The sequence below is a fragment of the Amylibacter sp. IMCC11727 genome (genome assembly GCF_029854195.1).
Taxonomy (GTDB): domain Bacteria; phylum Pseudomonadota; class Alphaproteobacteria; order Rhodobacterales; family Rhodobacteraceae; genus Amylibacter.
In genome coordinates, this window is sequence record NZ_CP122960.1 from 686425 (window position 1) to 702829 (window position 16405).

General features: G+C 55.8%; 20 protein-coding genes. 5 read left to right on the forward strand and 15 right to left on the reverse strand.

What is annotated here, in order from left to right; translation table 11 throughout:
* Positions 1 to 30 precede the first annotated feature (30 nt).
* The 6 genes from QBD29_RS03570 to QBD29_RS03595 form a co-directional block, all read right to left on the reverse strand.
* Positions 31 to 864, reverse strand: coding sequence for a class I SAM-dependent methyltransferase (locus QBD29_RS03570; protein ID WP_280099952.1), 834 nt, complete (start codon positions 862 to 864; stop codon positions 31 to 33).
* Between the two features lie 93 nt (positions 865 to 957).
* Positions 958 to 2892 (reverse strand): malonate decarboxylase subunit alpha, encoded by a 1935-nt coding sequence (locus QBD29_RS03575; RefSeq protein ID WP_280099953.1) that lies wholly within the window; start codon positions 2890 to 2892, stop codon positions 958 to 960.
* Between the two features lie 164 nt (positions 2893 to 3056).
* Entirely contained in the window at positions 3057 to 4028 is a 972-nt protein-coding gene (locus QBD29_RS03580; RefSeq protein ID WP_280099954.1) for a CoA ester lyase, read from the reverse strand.
* Positions 4029 to 4146: 118 nt separating this feature from the next.
* Positions 4147 to 4623: a hypothetical protein gene (locus QBD29_RS03585; protein WP_280099955.1), complete on the reverse strand. Its 477-nt coding sequence runs from the start codon at positions 4621 to 4623 to the stop codon at positions 4147 to 4149.
* A gap of 17 nt (positions 4624 to 4640) precedes the next feature.
* Positions 4641 to 5177 (reverse strand): L,D-transpeptidase family protein, encoded by a 537-nt coding sequence (locus tag QBD29_RS03590; protein WP_280099956.1) that lies wholly within the window; start codon positions 5175 to 5177, stop codon positions 4641 to 4643.
* A gap of 52 nt (positions 5178 to 5229) precedes the next feature.
* Positions 5230 to 6402: a MalY/PatB family protein gene (locus QBD29_RS03595; RefSeq protein WP_280099957.1), complete on the reverse strand. Its 1173-nt coding sequence runs from the start codon at positions 6400 to 6402 to the stop codon at positions 5230 to 5232.
* 108 nt (positions 6403 to 6510) lie between these two features.
* On the opposite strand from QBD29_RS03595, the gene def (QBD29_RS03600) reads away from it, so the two are divergent.
* Genes def (QBD29_RS03600) through fmt form a run of 3 tightly spaced genes read left to right on the forward strand, consistent with a single transcriptional unit; the run spans position 6511 to position 8446 of the window.
* A complete protein-coding gene (def, locus tag QBD29_RS03600; RefSeq protein WP_280099958.1) occupies positions 6511 to 7029 on the forward strand; it encodes a peptide deformylase in 519 nt (172 codons plus the stop codon).
* Positions 7026 to 7529 carry a peptide deformylase gene (def, locus tag QBD29_RS03605; RefSeq protein WP_280099959.1) on the forward strand — a complete coding sequence of 168 codons (504 nt, stop codon included), beginning with the start codon at positions 7026 to 7028 and terminating at the stop codon, positions 7527 to 7529. Before def (QBD29_RS03600) ends, def (QBD29_RS03605) begins: the two co-directional genes overlap by 4 nt.
* Entirely contained in the window at positions 7526 to 8446 is a 921-nt protein-coding gene (fmt, locus tag QBD29_RS03610) for a methionyl-tRNA formyltransferase (protein ID WP_280099960.1), read from the forward strand. Before def (QBD29_RS03605) ends, fmt begins: the two co-directional genes overlap by 4 nt.
* A 70-nt stretch (positions 8447 to 8516) precedes the next feature.
* On the opposite strand, the gene QBD29_RS03615 is transcribed toward fmt, so the two are convergent.
* The 8 genes from QBD29_RS03615 to QBD29_RS03650 all read right to left on the reverse strand — a co-directional run bounded on the left by QBD29_RS03615 (position 8517) and on the right by QBD29_RS03650 (position 13962).
* Positions 8517 to 9140 (reverse strand): trimeric intracellular cation channel family protein, encoded by a 624-nt coding sequence (locus tag QBD29_RS03615; RefSeq protein WP_280099961.1) that lies wholly within the window; start codon positions 9138 to 9140, stop codon positions 8517 to 8519.
* A complete protein-coding gene (gene rnhA / locus QBD29_RS03620) occupies positions 9137 to 9592 on the reverse strand; it encodes a ribonuclease HI (RefSeq protein ID WP_280099962.1) in 456 nt (151 codons plus the stop codon). Before rnhA ends, QBD29_RS03615 begins: the two co-directional genes overlap by 4 nt.
* The gene (locus QBD29_RS03625; RefSeq protein ID WP_280099963.1) at positions 9585 to 10175 is read right to left on the reverse strand and encodes a class I SAM-dependent methyltransferase; all 591 of its coding nucleotides are present in this window, start codon (positions 10173 to 10175) and stop codon (positions 9585 to 9587) included. The genes rnhA and QBD29_RS03625 overlap by 8 nt, the downstream gene beginning before the upstream one ends.
* A 5-nt stretch (positions 10176 to 10180) precedes the next feature.
* The gene (locus QBD29_RS03630; protein ID WP_280099964.1) at positions 10181 to 10795 is read right to left on the reverse strand and encodes a LysE family translocator; all 615 of its coding nucleotides are present in this window, start codon (positions 10793 to 10795) and stop codon (positions 10181 to 10183) included.
* A gap of 178 nt (positions 10796 to 10973) precedes the next feature.
* Positions 10974 to 11411 (reverse strand): DUF3429 domain-containing protein, encoded by a 438-nt coding sequence (locus tag QBD29_RS03635; protein ID WP_280099965.1) that lies wholly within the window; start codon positions 11409 to 11411, stop codon positions 10974 to 10976.
* Positions 11408 to 12361, reverse strand: a complete 954-nt coding sequence (gene ispH / locus QBD29_RS03640) for a 4-hydroxy-3-methylbut-2-enyl diphosphate reductase (protein ID WP_280099966.1) — start codon at positions 12359 to 12361, stop codon at positions 11408 to 11410. The genes QBD29_RS03635 and ispH overlap by 4 nt, the downstream gene beginning before the upstream one ends.
* A gap of 76 nt (positions 12362 to 12437) precedes the next feature.
* On the reverse strand, positions 12438 to 12791 hold the full coding sequence (locus QBD29_RS03645; protein ID WP_280101025.1) for an MmcQ/YjbR family DNA-binding protein: 354 nt from the start codon (positions 12789 to 12791) through the stop codon (positions 12438 to 12440).
* A gap of 136 nt (positions 12792 to 12927) precedes the next feature.
* Positions 12928 to 13962 carry a prolyl oligopeptidase family serine peptidase gene (locus tag QBD29_RS03650; protein WP_280099967.1) on the reverse strand — a complete coding sequence of 345 codons (1035 nt, stop codon included), beginning with the start codon at positions 13960 to 13962 and terminating at the stop codon, positions 12928 to 12930.
* A gap of 135 nt (positions 13963 to 14097) precedes the next feature.
* On the opposite strand from QBD29_RS03650, the gene QBD29_RS03655 reads away from it, so the two are divergent.
* Entirely contained in the window at positions 14098 to 15063 is a 966-nt protein-coding gene (locus tag QBD29_RS03655) for an AraC family transcriptional regulator (protein ID WP_280099968.1), read from the forward strand.
* 47 nt (positions 15064 to 15110) lie between these two features.
* Here QBD29_RS03655 and QBD29_RS03660 read toward each other — a convergent pair whose 3' ends face one another.
* Positions 15111 to 15692 carry an NYN domain-containing protein gene (locus QBD29_RS03660; RefSeq protein ID WP_280099969.1) on the reverse strand — a complete coding sequence of 194 codons (582 nt, stop codon included), beginning with the start codon at positions 15690 to 15692 and terminating at the stop codon, positions 15111 to 15113.
* Between the two features lie 133 nt (positions 15693 to 15825).
* Between QBD29_RS03660 and folK the strand changes: the two genes are divergently transcribed.
* Positions 15826 to 16389, forward strand: a complete 564-nt coding sequence (gene folK / locus QBD29_RS03665; RefSeq protein WP_280101026.1) for a 2-amino-4-hydroxy-6-hydroxymethyldihydropteridine diphosphokinase — start codon at positions 15826 to 15828, stop codon at positions 16387 to 16389.
* Positions 16390 to 16405 lie beyond the last annotated feature (16 nt).

The following is a 16405-nucleotide window of genomic DNA, read 5'->3' on the forward strand; positions in this document are numbered from 1 at the left end:
GCGGATATTTATGGCCAGAAGAAGGGTGGGTCAGTGGTTTTTTGCGGTGTAGAGGTGGATTTTGGCGGGGACTGTTACCGTGCCGTTTTGTTCATAGTCGCGTAATTTTTCTTGGGTTTTGGCGATGATTTTAGCTTTGTCTGCGGCGGTGCCGTTCATGGCGCGGATCACGCTGTCGGCGGGGCCGATGTAGGAGGAGAGCTTTGCGGCGTGTGCGGCGTTCCCTGACAAGGAGAGGGGAATGTCGTGGGTTTGTACCGCCGCGTTGATAAAGCCAGCGTCACCAAGGATGCCGAGCGCATAGTCAGTATCGGCAAAAGCAAAGGGGCCCGGGGCGCGGGGATCAAACGGGGGAGGGGAGCCGAGCAAATCTGTGGCAATGAAACGGGGGATTGTGAACCATGGGTTTTGTTTGAACGGGGCCCAGCAGGCCATGGTGAGCTGACCTGTGGGTTTGAGCGCGCGGCGCACGTTGGCAAATGCGGCGATAGGGTTGTCAAAGAACATGACGCCGAACCGAGACACGAGATGATCGTAGTGATCGGCTGGTAGGAGTTCGGTTTGCGCATCCGCACGGGTGAATGTGGTGTTGGTAGGGGCCGTTTTCTGCGCGTGGGCAAGCATGGTTGTGGAAATGTCGATGCCGTCTGCTTGCGCCGTTTGGGCGGCAAAGTCGCGCGTGGTGGCCCCTGTGCCGCAGCCAATATCAAGCACGGTGTCGGTGGGTTTGGGTTTGGCGATGCGCAATAGCGCGGCGTTGACGCCTGCAAAGAGTTCGTCAAGCTGGGTGTCGAACGTAACCCAATCAAGACCGCCGCCATCGGACCAGAATTCGGCCTGTTCAGAATTTGGATTGTCTGTCACGTCCTGCGCTCCGCGTTGATTGCTCGTAGAATAGAAGCGGATCAGTCCATTTGCCAGCGCGGAATGGGGAGATGTGGTGCGCGGCAACGGGTTCTATCGGGCGTTTTGCACGGCGCGTCTGGCTTCCTCGCTGCTTTCGAAAATATGTGGGCGAACGCCGCGTTCAAAGAGCGATGTTTGCATTTTGAGCCGCATAAAGGCGCTGGTGGTGTAGCGTGCGGTGGTGATGCTGTATTCCGTTAACACGTCTTCAATGGCCGCTGTGTAGTCATCGTAAAGGTCTTCGGCGATCCTGAAGTGGTTTTGATTTATGACAGAGTTTACCCTTTTGCCCGTCTTTTTGCAGGCGGCGGTTAAGACGCGCCCCAAGTCTTCGATGTCGCGTTTGCTTTTGATGCGCCAACCTTCAAGGTTGACGAACATGATGTTGCGTTCTGCCTCGTAGGTTACGCGTTCTTCGAGGTTTACGTTCAACAGGTCATCCAGAAGGCCCATTGGTTCATCGCGGAAGATGCGTGGGTCCATTTGCGTGACGTTTTCGACGATGGGTTGGAAGGCCATTTTCGCAAGGATGTCTTTTTCGATGTCGATGCCAGGGGCCACTTCGATCAGTTCGAGCCCACGCTTGTTGAGTTCAAAAACGCAGCGTTCGGTGACGTAGAGCACGGGTTGTGAACGGTCTTGGGCGTAGGTGCCTGAGAAGGTGATTTGCTCGACCCAGCGGACGAATTTTTGGTTGCGGCCTTCTTGTAGGATTTTCAACTGGCCATCGACGATTTCTGTCTTGAGGCCGCCTGCGGTGAAGGTGCCTGTGAAGACCACCGCGCGGGAGTTTTGCGAGATGTTAATGAAGCCGCCAGAGCCGTTGAGCCGCCCGCCGAATTTGGAGGCGTTGATGTTGCCAGCGTGATCGCATTCGGCCATGCCAAGGCAAGTAAGGTCCAAACCGCCGCCGTCGTAGAAATCGAACATTTGGTTTTGATCGATCACGGAATCTGCGTTGGTGGAGGAGCCAAAGCTGGAGCCGCTGGCCAATACGCCACCCACAGCGCCTGCTTCGGTGGTGAGCGTGATGTAGGGGGTGACGCCTTCTTCGTTGGCGATGGTGGCAACGCCATCGGGCGCGCCCACGCCAAGGTTTACCGCGCCGTTTGGTGGGAGTTCAAAGGCGGCGCGGCGGGCGATAATTTTGCGGTTGTCGAGCGGCATTCTGGCCATGCCTTCGACGGGGACCCGAATTTCGCCTGATAGGGCTGGATTGTGCTGCACCTGATAGTTCATTTTGTGCATTTCAGGGTCTTCAGCCACCACCACGCAATCCACGAGAATGCCGGGGATTTGTACGTCTTTAGGGGGGATGGAGCCGTTTTCGACGATGCGTTCCACCTGAACGATGACAATGCCGCCGTTGTTGTGAGCGGCCATGGCTTGGGCCAAACAATCGAGTGTGAGGGCTTCGCGTTCGACGCTGATATTGCCTGATGCGTCTGCGCTGGTGCCGCGCAGGAGGGCCACGTCGATTTTGGTGGCTTTGTAAAAGAGCCATTCTTCGCCGTCGAAATCGACCCGTTTAACGATGTCTTCTTCGGTGATGTCATTGACCTTTGCACCGCCGTGGCGCGGGTCCACAAAGGTATGAAGACCGACTTTGGAAAAGAGACCCGGTTGGCCCGCAGCACAGGCGCGATACAATTGTGAGATCACGCCTTGGGGCAGGTTATAGCCGCAGATTTTGTTTTCTTGCGCGGCTTGGGCCACGCCTGGCATACGGCCAAAGTTGCCCGCAATGACCCGTTTTAAAAGTCCGTCGTGATGCAGGCGGCCTGTGCCAAGACCTTTGCTATCCCCGGCACCTGCGCACATGATCAGGGTCAGGTCGCTCGGGGTGCGTTCTTTGAGGTATCGTTTTTCAAGAGAGGCGTGCAGCAGTTCGGGAATGCAGCTTTGCACGAAACCAGTGGTGGTGATGACGTCGCCATCGCGGATCAGTGCCATGGCCTCTTGGGCGGTCGTGAGTTTGCTTTTCATTCATCACCTGTTGATTTCGCGAATAATTCGAAAACTGTAGCGGGGAAGATGGGTGTGAATTGCTGCAATCAGGACATTTTAAGGGTGATTATCGCCGAGACTTTGGCTCTGGCGTGGGAGCAGTGGGAACGGGCGGGGTGAACGCCCGTTCCAATTTGGTGTGTTTATCCGATCATTTCGGCCTGTTTTACGATCACATGGGCCTGACGAATGGAGGCAAGATCCACAAGGCGGCCTTTGTACACGGCGGCCCCTTGGCCTGATTTCTCGGCCTCTTCCATGGCGGCGAGGATTTCGCGGGCTTCGGTGATTTGGGCTTCGGATGGGGTGAAGACCTCGTTCGCGAGTGCCACCTGTTTGGGGTGGATCGCCCATTTGCCAACCATGCCGAGCGTTGCGGAGCGGCGGGCCTGTGCGGTGAAGCCAGCGTCATCGGAGAAATCACCGAACGGGCCATCGACGGGCAAGAGACCATGTGTGCGGCAGGCAGAAACGATGGCCACGGTGACGGCGTGCCACGGGTCGCCGAGGTAGGACGCGCGGGCGGCGTCGCCATTTGCGTCATCAAGCATGTAGTAGTTGGATTGCGTGCCACCGATACCTGTTGTTTGCATTCCCATAGAGGCGGCATAGTCAGCAGCGCCGAGCGACATGGCGGCCATGCGTGGAGAGGATGCTGCGATTTCTTCCACATGGGCGAGGCCCGCGGCGGTTTCGATGATGACTTCGAAGGTCACAGGTTTTTTGCGACCTTTCGCCATTTCGACGGCGGAAACGAGGGCGTCTACGGCGTAGATGTCGCCAGCGCAGCCCACTTTGGGAATCATGAACTGGTCGATGCGGTCGCCTGCCTGTTCCATGATATCAACGATGTCGCGATACCAGTATTCTGTGTCCAGACCGTTAATGCGCACGGAGACGGTTTTTGTGCCCCAGTCCACTTCGTTCAGGCCCTTGATGACGTTTTGGCGTGCTTCGGCTTTGTCCGCTGGGGACACGGAATCTTCGAGGTCGATGTTGATAACGTCAGCGGCGGATGCGGCGGCTTTTTCGAAAATTGCAGGGCGGGAGCCTGGTACGAAAAGTTGGCAGCGGTTTGGGCGATCTGGGCTGGCAGGTTGGACTTTGAAGCTCATGGGAATCCCTCTGGGTAATGATGTTTCAGTGCTGGTTGACGGTTTGGTAGATTATTGCGCACAGGGCTGCAAGTGCTGCGCTGCGGCATTTGGGGCTTGGCGATAGAAATTGGGTTGCTTAGGCGCGCAGAATAAAGGCAGCGCGGCCCAAGAAGGACCCAGCGGCGAGGCCGATGATCACGGCAAAGGCAGCGGTAAAGATCGGGCTGGCTTGGGCCGTGGGCGCGACCGACAACATGAAGCCGTTTACGAAGTTGGAAAAGAAGATGACCATCATCACGGTCATGGTGAACCATTCGCCCTGCAGGGTGAGGCGGGCGCCTGATTTTTCGATCAGCCAGTTGGATTGACGGGAATAGCCAACGGCGATGCCCATGACATAGCCTGTTACAAAACAGGCCCATGCGATTGCCGCGTTGGGCTGGTTGGCGATGGCGTTGATTGACATGATGCCGAGCAAGGGCAAGCCATAGTACAAATAGGCGGAGGTTGTGCGGTCACGCGAGGAGCGGATACCTATTAGGATAAGGACAATAAGCAGCGGCCAAACCCAGATGGGTGCGTTCGTGGCAATACCTGAAATCAATTGAGACATAAAAACCCCTTAAGAAACTATGCCTTGATTTCTACCGTGGTTCCGATGGGCGTAACAGCCCAAACTTCGCGAATTTCCGGGTTTGTGAGGGCAATGCAGCCCGCTGTCCAATCGCCTGCATATTTTCGGTTGTCTGGTAGGCGGTTGGGTTGGCCGTGGATAAAAATATCCCCTCCTGCGGAATAACCGCCTTCGCGGGCGCGTTGCAGATCTTCGGGCAGCGGGTAGTTGATGCCAAGCGAAAGGTGAAAGCTGCTTTGGGGGTTGCGGCGGTCGATTTTGTAAAGACCTTCGGGCGTTTTGCCATCGCCTTCGCGGACTTTATCGCCAATCGGGCCAAACCCGAGTGCGATGGAATAGACGCGTACGGGTTGACCGTTTTGGAAAAGGGTCATTTTGCGCGCGGCTTTTTCGATCAAAATGTGATCAATTTCGCCTTCGATGCTGGTTTGGATTTGGGGCGGAGGTGTGATGCGATCCGTGTACCAGATGGCTAACAGACGCGCCCCGCCGAAAAGGGCGAGGCACGATAGGATGCGAAGGGTTCGGATCATTTAAGGTTTACTCGTGACTGGCGTGTTCCGAATTCTATGCGGAATTTTATAGTTACTGCAAATCGGCGAAGGCGGATTGTAGGCGGGAAATGGCCTCTTCTACGTTGGCGCGGGGGGTGCCGAGGTTAAAGCGCAGGAAGGGTTCGCCGCCTGTGCCAAAGGTGGGGCCATCGTTCGGGGCGATTTTCGCCTGTTTGCGGACGCGATCCAAAACTTCGGACATGGGCATACCCGTGCCAGAGAAATCGACCCATGCGAGATAAGTTGAGTCCATCGGCATGGATTTGAGACCCGGAATGGCGTTGATGCCTTCGTCAAAGACGCGGGCGTTTTCGGCAATGTATTCACGCATTTCATCGACCCATTTCGCGCCCTCGGGGGAATAGGCCGCTTTGGTCATTTCGGTCCCGTAGAGGGTAGAGGACACGCCAAGCGAAAGCATGGTGGCGTTGAATTTTGCACGCAGGTCGGCGTCGTGGATGATAACGTTGCCATCGTGGTTGCCCGCGATGTTGAAGGTTTTTGACGGCGCGGTCAGCATAATCAGACGGTCGAGGCAATCAGGTGCGGCGAGCGGCATGGGGTGGTGTTTTTTGCCAGGGTAAACGATGTCATGGTGGATTTCATCCGACACGATCAACAGGTCGTGGCGTTGGGCAAAGGCGGCCACATCGCGCAATTCTTGTTCGGACCACAGACGCCCAGATGGGTTGTGAGGCGAGCAGAGGATCAACATTTTTTCCGCGCCCGTCATTTGCGCGTCATAGGCATCGAAATCCATGTGATAGACGCCGTCTTTTTGCACCAATTCACATTCTTTCACACGGCGGCCTGCGTTGTTAATCACCTTGGCAAAGGCGTGATAGACGGGGGTAAAGAGAACGATTTCATCGCCCTTTTCGGTGTAGGTGTTCAGGCACATGCCCACCGCGTTCACGAGGCCGTAGGTGGTGAAGATTTCTTCTGGTTTAACGGTCCAGTTGTGGCGGTTTTCCATCCACCAGATGATCGCAGCTTTGTAATCATCGTTGCCAGCGCGATAGCCAAAGACGCCGTGATCGGTGAGGTCTTGAGCCGCTTTGATCACGCATTCAGGGGAGCGGAAATCCATGTCGGCCACCCACATGGCCAGACCGTCATCCGGAGACACGCCATAGAGCGGTTCCATTGCGTCCCATTTGGCGGAGCGTGTTCCGCGGCGGTCGATGATGTCGTCAAAGCTCATGTTGGATTTCCCTTGTCGTATTTTGCGCGATGCTACGATTTGGGCGCGGGGGTGCAAGTGGTTTTTGGGTGTCTTGCAGCGGGAACGTGTTTGTCCTAAATGGCAGGTATGTCTGTGAAACAAATATTGATCCATCCCGATCCGCTTTTGAAAAAGCAATGCGCCGCTGTGGACACTGTGTCGCCCGAGGTTCAGACCTTGGCGCGGGATATGTTGGACACGATGTATGATGCCCCAGGTGTTGGCTTGGCCGCACCACAGGTGGGTGTGTTGAGCCGCATTTTTGTAATGGATTGTACCGCCAAAGAAGAAGAGCCAGAGCCGTTGGTTTTGATCAACCCGCAAGTGGTTTGGACATCAGAAGAAACCAGCGTTTACAACGAGGGCTGTTTGTCACTGCCTGAGATGTATGAAGATGTGGAGCGGCCAGCAAAAGCTGTTATGCAGTTTTTGGATATTGATGGGGCCCAGCAGGAACGTGAGTTTGACGGGTTGTGGGCCACATGTGCGCAGCATGAGTTGGACCATCTGAACGGCAAGTTGTTCATTGATTATCTGAGCGGGTTGAAGCGGTCGATGATCACCAAAAAGATGATGAAACTGAAAAAAGAGCGGGCGCGGGCGTGAGTATTCGGCCCTATGTGCCTTGGCCTGATGCGCGGCTGCGCACGGTGTGTGATCCCGTGGAAACGGTGGATGACGCCGTGCGCGCGGTTTGGGATGATCTGCTTGATACGATGTATGCGATGCCAGGTGTTGGTATGGCGGCCTGTCAGATTGGCGTGATGCGGCGCATAGCGGTGGTGGATGCGAGCGAGAGTGGCAAAGAGCCGATCCGAATGGCGAACCCTGAAATTCTGGATGCGAGTTTGAAGTTGCGCGAGCATACGGAAGCGTCCCCGAATTTACCGGGTGTTTCGGCGAAAATTGCGCGGCCTCGTGGTGTGACAGTGTCGTATCTGGATGAAACGGGAATGCGGGTGCGCAAGGATCTGGTTGGGTTGTGGGCCACATCGGTGCAGCACCAGATCGATCATCTGAACGGGAAAATGTATTTCGATCATCTGTCGGCCGTAAAACGCAAAATGCTGATCGCCAAAGCGCAGAAAAAGGCCCGCAGAGCATGAAGGTTGTGTTCATGGGCACGCCTGAGTTTTCGGTTCCGATTCTGGAAGGCATTGTTGCGGCAGGGCATGAAGTGTGTGCGGTGTATTGCCAGCCTCCCAGACCTGCGGGGCGTGGCAAGAAAGATCGCCCCTCTGCGGTGCAAGTCGCTGCCGAACGATTGGGACTGCCAGTTCGGCATCCTGTGAACTTCAAGGATACTGTTGATGTTGCGGCGTTTGAGGCGCTGAATGCAGATGTTGGGGTTGTGGTGGCCTATGGGTTGATCTTGCCACAGGTGATGTTGGATGCGCCGACAAAAGGCTGTTTGAATATCCACGCGAGTTTGCTGCCCCGATGGCGGGGGGCTGCGCCGATCCATCGTGCGATTATGGCGGGGGATTCCGAAACGGGTGTGTGTGTGATGCAGATGGAAGCGGGGCTCGATACGGGGCCGGTGCGAGTTACTGTGCGGACGGATATTTTGGCCAGTGACACGACAGGTGTTTTGCATGACCGGTTGAGCATCATGGGGCGGGATGCGATTTTGGACGTGCTGGCCGATGGTGTTTCTGGGGACGCGATCACGCAGTCCAAAGAGGGCGTTGTTTACGCCGCAAAGATCGACAAAGCCGAAGCGGAAGTGGATTGGTCGCGCCCTGCTGGCGACGTAGATTGCCATATTCGGGGGCTATCGCCGTTTCCGGGGGCTTGGACGATGATGGAAGAGCAGCGTGTGAAACTGTTGATGTCCACGGTTGCGGGCGGTTCTGGAGCGGCGGGTGTTGTGATAAACGACGCGCTGCGTGTGGCCTGTGGTGAGGGTGCGGTGGATTTGATCCGTTTGCAGCGTGCCGGCAAGGGTGCGATGGACGTGGATGCGTTTTTACAGGGCTTCCCCGTTGCAAACGGTGCGCGTTTGGGTGGGCCTGCGCTGTAATTTTCTATGCCTTCGGCGAGGATATTTGAGCCAAGAAAAAGGCTCGGAGACTTTTGGTAAAAGTGTTGGGTTATTGTTTGGGTGGGCGGCTTTTGTAGACGGGCAAGCGCCAGCCGAATGCGATGGACCCTGCGCGTAGGGTGAGTGTGACAAGCGTACAGGCCGCGAGGGCGGCCAGTGGATTGTCGGTGAGTTGTGTTGTGGTAAGCGCGGCGATGGCCCCTGCGAAGGCTGCGGTGACGTAAAGTTCCCCTTGTTTCAGCGCGAGCGGCAGTTCGTTGGCCACCACGTCGCGCAAAAGGCCGCCCATTGTGCCTGTGACCGCGCCCATAATGGCAACAATGATCGGGGAGTGGCCCAGTGAGAGGGCGACACCTGCACCCGCGGCAACAGCCACGGACAGGGCGAGCGCATCAAGCCAGAGGAGTGCGCGTTGGCGGGACTCAAACAGGTGGGCGGTGGCAAAGACTACTGCGGCGGCGAAGGTTGTGACGAGGATAAAGCTCGGGGCGTCGATCCAGAAGATGGGGTTTCGGTCGAGGAGCAGATCGCGGATGGTGCCACCACCAACGGCGGTGAGGTTGGCGAGGAAAGCAAAGCCGATAAGATCAAGTTGGGCGCGGGATGCCGTGAGTGCGCCCGTGAGCGCAAAAATGAAGACCGAAGCGTAGTCGAGAAATTCGAGGGCGGTCATTTCGATTTAAACGGTTCCATGCCTGCGCGGGCGAGTTCGTCTGCTTTTTCGTTTTCTTCAAAGCCTGCGTGGCCTTTGACCCATTCCCATGTGATGGTGTGGCGCTGGGTGGCGGCGTCGAGGTCTTTCCACAGGTCTTCGTTTTTGACGGGTTTTTTGGCGGCGGTTTTCCAGCCGCGCGATTTCCAGCCGTGAATCCACTTGGTGATACCGTCTTTGACATAAACACTGTCTGTCACAACGGTGATGGTGCTGGGTTTATCGAGCGCGTTCAACGCGTTGATCGCGGCGAGCAGTTCCATGCGGTTGTTGGTGGTTTCCGCTTCGCCGCCCGAAAGTTCGCGCGATTTGAGGACGGTGTCGCCGTCTTTGGCAAGCAGCAGTGCGCCCCAGCCACCCGGGCCAGGATTTCCAGAACAGGCGCCATCTGTGTAGGCATAGAGTTTAGGCATGGGCGGTTACGATGATGAAGGGGTCAATGGTGCCTGCGAGGCCTGCTTCTTCGCCTTCAAAATGATGTGTGGGTGTGAGGCCAGCGTCAATGAGAAGAGAATCAAGTTCTGTGCGGGTAAAATAGGTGTAGCGGCGCCCGATGCCATCGCGTTCTTCGCCCGTGCCTGTTTTCACGCCGATCACTAATGTGCCGTTTGGTTTGAGCGCTTTGCGCATGGCGGCAAGGTGGCGGGGAACATCGACGCGGGGGATGTGCAGCATAGAAAAGCTCGACCAAATACCGTCGTATTGGGCCGTTTCAGTGATGTCGTCATAGGTGCCTTGGGTGATATCTATGCCGAATTTTTTGCTGCCCAAAGCGACCATTTCGGTGCTTGGGTCAATGGCTTTGACGGTAAGTCCAGCGGCGATCATAGCGGCGGCAGAATTGCCTGGTCCACAGCCGATATCAAGCGCGTGTCCGCCTGATGGAAGGGCGGCGATGAAGGCGCGAAGGTGGCGGTTTGGTTTATCCGTTGAGACCAAATCCACGTAGTCTTGGGCCTTGGCGTCATAAACGGCAATTGTTTCGAGGTCGGTCATGGGCGTTATGCTCTTTCAAATGCGAGGCGAGCGGCAAGGGCCGCGAATATGGCCGCAAAGCTGCGCGACATCCAGCGCATGGCTGTTTCAGATCCAAGAAGCCATTCGCGTGCGGTGGCGGCAAACAAGCCATAGAGCACGAAAACGGCAAAGGTGAGGGCCATAAAGATGAGGCCGAGGAGGGTCATTTCTGCGGTCGCGGTGGTGGCGGTTCCGGACAGGAAGGGTGGCAGCAGTGCGAGGAAGAAGACCGAGAGTTTCGGGTTAAGGATATTGATCAGTGCGCCGCGCATGGCGATTTTCGGGCCTAATGTGGCGGTGCGTTCGGGCGTAACGTTGAGTGTACCGCCTGTCAGAAGAGCTTGGTAGGCGAGGTAGAGGAGGTACGCGACGCCTGCGAATTTTACGACTTGGAACAGGAGTGCGGAGGAATGCAACAGGGCGGCGAGACCGAGAGTTGCGGCGGCAAGGTGAGGGACGATGCCGAAGGTGCATCCCAAAGCAGCCCAGATGGCGGCGCGTCGGCCTTGGCCAAGACCCATGGCAAGTGTGTAAACCACGCCTGTTCCCGGGATGAGGACGACGACGAGGGCGGTGATGAGGAATTGAGCTGATATCATTTCTGCAAGGTGTCAGAAAACCGACCCGAGGAGCAACCCACACATTGGGATTTATTTCATGCGTTCGCCCGCTGTGCGGTGGGCAAAGGGGGAAGGTCAGGTTGGTTTGAAATTGGTCGCTGTGGTGTGTGGATGTGGGGATTGAAGCCTGAGGCGGCGAGGTGATTGTCCACAGGCCCTAGATGCTGATGCGTGTGAGGATGAGGGCGGCGAGGACCACCAGTGTGACGGGGATGCGCAGGGTCATCCACCACGGGGGTGCGAGTTTTGCCTTTTGGAAGGACAAGTCGATGGCGAGTAGGAAGAAGAAGCCGAACATGAGCGCTTCGAGTTTGTCGGCGTCTGTGCCGACCACGAAGAAGAACACGTAAAGGGCTGGCAGGACGCTGGTGATGTAAGCATAGGAGGATTTGCCGTCTTCTGCGCGGGACGCGAATCCCCAGAGAATGCCTGTCATGAAGGATAGTATGATGATGCCGTAGTGGATGACGGTTTCAACACTGGAATAGGGAAACAGCGTGAGAACGGTATCGGTGTATGCACCAACTGCGCCAATCACGAAAGGGGCGGCCCCAAGGGCGGTAAGCGCGGTGGGTGTGCGAGGGGGGAGGATCATGCGGCGGTGTCGCGCAACACGCGGGGGACTTTGAAGGTCACGTTTTCCACAGCGGTTTCGACCACTTCGCTGGTGACGTCATAGCGGGCTTTGAAAGCATCGATGACCTCGTTAATCAACACCTCGGGGGCTGAGGCCCCTGCGGTGATGCCGATGGATTTGATGCCTTCCAGCGCGCGCCAGTCGATGTCTGCGGCCCTTTGGACAAGCTGGGAATAGGTGCATCCAGCGGTTTTACCCACTTCGACCAGACGTTTAGAGTTGGAAGAGTTGGGCGCGCCGATCACCAATAGCGCGTCGATTTTCGGGGCGACGGCCTTTACTGCTTCTTGGCGGTTGGTTGTGGCGTAGCAGATGTCTTCTTTGTGGGGGCCAACGATGGCGGGGAAGCGGGATTTCAGCGCATTCACGATTTCGATTGTGTCATCCACAGACAAGGTGGTTTGCGTGATGTAGGCGAGTTTGTCCGCATCGCGCGGTTGGAGGGTTGCCACATCCGCAGGGGTTTCCACCAAAAGGACTTCGCCTTCGGGGAGCTGGCCCATGGTACCAACGGTTTCGGGGTGGCCGTCGTGGCCGATCATCACCATTTGTAGGCCGTTGGCGTGGTGGCGTTCTGCTTCGATGTGTACTTTGCTCACCAGCGGGCAAGTGGCATCGACAAAGACCATTTCGCGTGCCTGAGCGGCGGCGGGAACGGATTTTGGGACACCGTGGGCGGAAAAGATCACTGGGCGGTCGTCGGGGCATTCTTCGAGTTCTTCCACGAAGATTGCGCCTTGATCGCGCAGGGAGTCCACCACGTATTTGTTGTGGACGATTTCATGACGCACATAGACAGGTGCGCCCCATTTTTCGATGGCCATTTCGACGATTTTAATGGCGCGATCGACGCCTGCGCAAAAGCCGCGCGGGGCGGCGAGGTAGAGATTCAGCGGTGGTTTTGTCATGGCATGGCCTGTTGGAGTTCCTGAGCCATTAGATAGCGCGGGTTCGAAAAAGTTTCCACCACCCCAATGGTCGCGGTTACAGACCGAGATCGGCGCGCAGTTTTTTCGTGAGTTTTGCGACCACCATGTCATAGGAGAGGACGATGTGGTTTTTAAGTTCTTCGTCGGACAGGCCGGGATCATCGTAGACTTGCAGCCATTTCATGCCGCGCGATGCGAGATAGGGTGCAGGGCGAATGCCAGGTTGATCGCCAAGGACCTCGTAAGCGATGTCGGAGGCTTTGAAGGTGAAAGCGTCTTTGCCATCGTTCCAGCCGCAGACGGCAAAGAGTTTGCCGCCCACTTTCCACACATCGGAATTGCCCCATTGCACCACATGCGTGGTTTGTTTGAGCGAAGCGCAGAAGGCGTTGAATTCGTCGCGTGTCATCATGAAGGGAGTGTAGCGGCATGCGCGGCCCTTTGGGAAGGGCCGCACCGAGATTTAAGGGAGCAGTGCGTTGGTGTGCCACCATGTAGAAAACAGAGACAATCGACGCTTTGCCCGTGCAAATGAGCGGTTTGTTTTACGCGCCATTGGGATCACCGATCAGATGTTCATTGAGGAAGCTGCCAATTTTCTGTTGCAGTTCTTTGTGAATATCGGCGCGTTCGCGGCTGCCTGTTTCAGAACAGATCGGGTCTTCGCCAGCCATTTTAACCAGCAACCACCCTTTGCCAGTGCATTCCCCCAAGAAGGAGAAGTGGTTGGCTTGGTCGACAAATTCCAACTGAGCGCTGGGCAAATCGGCCTTGATCGTGGCCCCATCAACGGCAGCTGGGATTTCGCCTTCTTGGCCCAAGTTGATGATCTGAACGGGCAGATCAAACTGCGCGAAGCTGTCGGCTTGGTAGGCCTGTGCGACGGCGGGGTCGATGGCAACAACGGTAGTTACACGCGGGTCACGGTGGGATTGTTCATAGCGGTCCGTGTCGATTGTATTGAAATCAATGTTGGCGTTATTGAACCATGCGCAATCGAGTTTGCCATAATGTTCAGCGCAGTAGGACACGTAATCATCCTGAGAGATTTGCGCCCCAGCGGTGGCCAGCGCGGTGTATCCGCCAAGAGAGAACCCCATGGACGCCACGCGAGTGGTGTCTGCTTTGATGCCTTTTGGCAGGCCAGATTCTGCCAGATCAATCAGCGCGGATTGGTCCGCAGGGCGCAGCCATGTTTTGAGCGTTTGTTCAGGTGTGCTGTCCCCTGATGTTGTGCCAGGATGATTGGCCGCCATAACGATCATGCCTTGATCCGCCAGATAGGACGCGATCCAAGCGAGATTGGCCGCGTTGCCGCCAGAGCCGTGGGAGAGAACAACCAGCGGATAAGATCCGTCTTTGGCACGGGCGCCTGCGGTGACTGGGTGGCCTTTGAACACGCCGTTTTGGCCGAGTTGGATTGTCTCGCCACCCAATTGGGCTGGATACCAAATAAATGCTTTCAACGGCTGGTCGCGGTGTGCGGCAGGGGCTGGTGTTGTGGTGAAACCAGACGCGTGCAGCGATGTGGCGGCAACCGTTGCCAGCAAGGAAGCGGTGAGTGTGTGAGCAAGTTTCATTCGTTTGATCCTTTGTTTGTGTGAACGATGAGATCAAACTGGGGGAATGTTGCGAACAAAGCGTCCTAGATCGTGATATTGGTCGTCCGTGATCGCGATATAGGTCATAAAGGGATAGGTTTTCTGAATGGTGAAATGATGTTGATGATCCCGCTTACCTATGTTTTTGCAGCGTTTTCTTTGGCTTTGGCCGTTTTGGTGTGGCGCAATCAGACGCCGCGTTGGGGATGGCCTGTGGCGTTTCTTATTGCGTTTGCGTTTCAAGAATTTCTGGTTGGGTCGCGGTTTGGATATGGCTGGGAGTGGTTTCGAGAAGTGCAACCCTATACGGCTGCTTTGTTGCCGCCACTGGGATATTTGGCGTTTCGCAGGCCATCGTTCGATGTGTCGGCGTCGATCCATCTGCTGCCTTTTATTGCGGTGAGTATTTCAGTGCCTCTGTGGATCGAAGCGATGGATTTGTCGCTGGGGATTTCGAACCTTGTCTATGTGGGGCTGTTGGTGCGGTTGGGGTTGCGTGGGCCAGATGGATTGGCGTGGGTGAACCTGAACAATGCGCGGGTTGCTGTGTCCCTGATTTGGGTCGTGGCGGCCGTGTTGTTTGTGTCGGGCATTACAGATGTGATCATCGGGTATGATTTTCTGGTCACAAGCGGGGCGAATACGGGCAAGATTGCGGGGGCGGCATCCACGGGGTCTTTGTTTGTTTTGGCCCTATTGTGGTATTTGTTTTTGCGCCGTCGCCCCGTGGCTGTGGATACGGAAACGGATCAGGCCAGCCTGTTTCCAAAGGTGGACGCATTGGTGCGTGATGAACGCTTGTTCGCAGACCCTGATATCAATTTGTCACGGATGGCGCGGCGGCTGCATATGCCCGCGCGGGATGTATCAAAAGCGATCAATCAGGCAACAGGTTTTAATGTGTCCCAATATGTGAATGGGCTGCGGATTGAAGAGGCGTGTCGTGTGATGTCTGAAACCAACACCAGCATTACGGAAGTTGTGTTTCAATCGGGGTTCAACACGAAATCCAATTTCAACCGCGAGTTTTTACGCGTCAAAGGCGTGGCTCCATCGGTGTGGCGCAAGGCACAAGCATAAAAAAACCCGCCTCAGCGGCGGGTTCTTTTCTTGATAGTTGGGGCAGATTAATCTTCTGCTTCCAGTTCTGGTTCAACGCCAGGCATGTCAGGTGCATCTGGGCGCGGTGGGCGACCGATAACATCCCGCAGTTCATCAAGTTCGATGAAGTTGTCTGCTTGGCGACGCAGTTCATCCGAAATCATCGGAGGTTGGCTGCGAATTGTGGAGACCACAGACACACGCACACCGTTGCGTTGCAGGCTTTCCACCAATGGACGATAGTCGCCATCCCCAGAGAAGATCACAATGTGATCCACGTGGGGGGCCAATTCCATAGCATCGACACAGAGTTCGATGTCCATGTTGCCCTTTACCTTACGCCGACCCATGCTGTCGGTGTATTCTTTGGCGGGCTTTGTCACCATATTAAAGCCGTTGTAGTTCAGCCAATCCACCAAGGGGCGGATGGGCGAATACTCGTCACTTTCTAACAGAGCAGTATAGTAGAACGCGCGAAGCAATTTTCCGCGGCGCATAAATTCTGTTCTGAGAAGTTTGTAGTCAATGTCAAAACCAAGGGCTTTGGCAGCGGCATAGAGATTTGAGCCGTCAATGAACAATGCCAGACGCTCGTCGCGATAGAACATAAATGATCCTTCCATAATGTCTGTTCAACTGAGGCGATGTTAGGTATTGCGTGTTGTCGACCCAGTAAAACATAGGGGAAAATAGGTAAAAATTTTGGCACTGCAACACAAAAAGCCGTTACACAACCAATCCGTGTGCATAATTGCGTTTGGATCGAATTTGTCCCGCGATTTTGGCGCTTCAGTTGAATTACTAAACGGCGCTTCGCGTTCATTGTCAAGAAATGGACTATCCATGGTGGAAATGAGCGGATTTTACCAAACCCCCGCGTTTCCTAAGGAATCAGGACCTGATTTTGTGAACTGCGTGGCAAAGGCGACAACGGAGCTGTCGGCAGAGGATGTGTTGGCGGTATTGCACAAGGTTGAAGCGGAGTTTGGCCGCACGCGAGACAAGCGTTGGGAGGCGCGGGTTTTGGATTTGGATCTGATTGATTACGCGGGTGAGATTGCCCCAGATCAGACGGTCCATGCGGCGTGGCGGAATATGGCATTGGAAGATCAGATGCGGCGCGCGCCCGAGCAGATGATTTTGCCCCATCCACGGGTTCAAGACCGTCCATTTGTTCTGGTTCCGATGCGGGATGTTGCGCCCGATTGGGTGCATCCTGTGACGGGCGTTTCGATGACGGACATGCTGGCGCAATTCAGTGCAGCAGAATTGGCGGAAATTCAGCTGTTGCGGGGGCTGGAATAACGCGCGATTTCCGTGG

Excerpts from the sequence above, each read along its gene's own strand:
- def (WP_280099958.1), top strand. The coding sequence starts at position 6,511 with ATGTCTGTGAAACAAATATTGATCCATCCCGATCCGCTTTTGAAAAAG.
- QBD29_RS03625 (WP_280099963.1), bottom strand. The coding sequence starts at position 10,175 with ATGACCGACCTCGAAACAATTGCCGTTTATGACGCCAAGGCCCAAGAC.
- ispH (WP_280099966.1), bottom strand. The coding sequence starts at position 12,361 with ATGACAAAACCACCGCTGAATCTCTACCTCGCCGCCCCGCGCGGCTTT.
- QBD29_RS03645 (WP_280101025.1), bottom strand. The coding sequence starts at position 12,791 with ATGACACGCGACGAATTCAACGCCTTCTGCGCTTCGCTCAAACAAACC.
- QBD29_RS03660 (WP_280099969.1), bottom strand. The coding sequence starts at position 15,692 with ATGTTCTATCGCGACGAGCGTCTGGCATTGTTCATTGACGGCTCAAAT.
- fmt (WP_280099960.1), top strand. The coding sequence starts at position 7,526 with ATGAAGGTTGTGTTCATGGGCACGCCTGAGTTTTCGGTTCCGATTCTG.
- QBD29_RS03630 (WP_280099964.1), bottom strand. The coding sequence starts at position 10,795 with ATGATATCAGCTCAATTCCTCATCACCGCCCTCGTCGTCGTCCTCATC.
- QBD29_RS03580 (WP_280099954.1), bottom strand. The coding sequence starts at position 4,028 with ATGAGCTTCAAAGTCCAACCTGCCAGCCCAGATCGCCCAAACCGCTGC.
- QBD29_RS03635 (WP_280099965.1), bottom strand. The coding sequence starts at position 11,411 with ATGATCCTCCCCCCTCGCACACCCACCGCGCTTACCGCCCTTGGGGCC.
- QBD29_RS03590 (WP_280099956.1), bottom strand. The coding sequence starts at position 5,177 with ATGATCCGAACCCTTCGCATCCTATCGTGCCTCGCCCTTTTCGGCGGG.
- QBD29_RS03655 (WP_280099968.1), top strand. The coding sequence starts at position 14,098 with ATGATGTTGATGATCCCGCTTACCTATGTTTTTGCAGCGTTTTCTTTG.
- QBD29_RS03585 (WP_280099955.1), bottom strand. The coding sequence starts at position 4,623 with ATGTCTCAATTGATTTCAGGTATTGCCACGAACGCACCCATCTGGGTT.
- QBD29_RS03575 (WP_280099953.1), bottom strand. The coding sequence starts at position 2,892 with ATGAAAAGCAAACTCACGACCGCCCAAGAGGCCATGGCACTGATCCGC.
- QBD29_RS03615 (WP_280099961.1), bottom strand. The coding sequence starts at position 9,140 with ATGACCGCCCTCGAATTTCTCGACTACGCTTCGGTCTTCATTTTTGCG.
- QBD29_RS03650 (WP_280099967.1), bottom strand. The coding sequence starts at position 13,962 with ATGAAACTTGCTCACACACTCACCGCTTCCTTGCTGGCAACGGTTGCC.
- QBD29_RS03595 (WP_280099957.1), bottom strand. The coding sequence starts at position 6,402 with ATGAGCTTTGACGACATCATCGACCGCCGCGGAACACGCTCCGCCAAA.
- rnhA (WP_280099962.1), bottom strand. The coding sequence starts at position 9,592 with ATGCCTAAACTCTATGCCTACACAGATGGCGCCTGTTCTGGAAATCCT.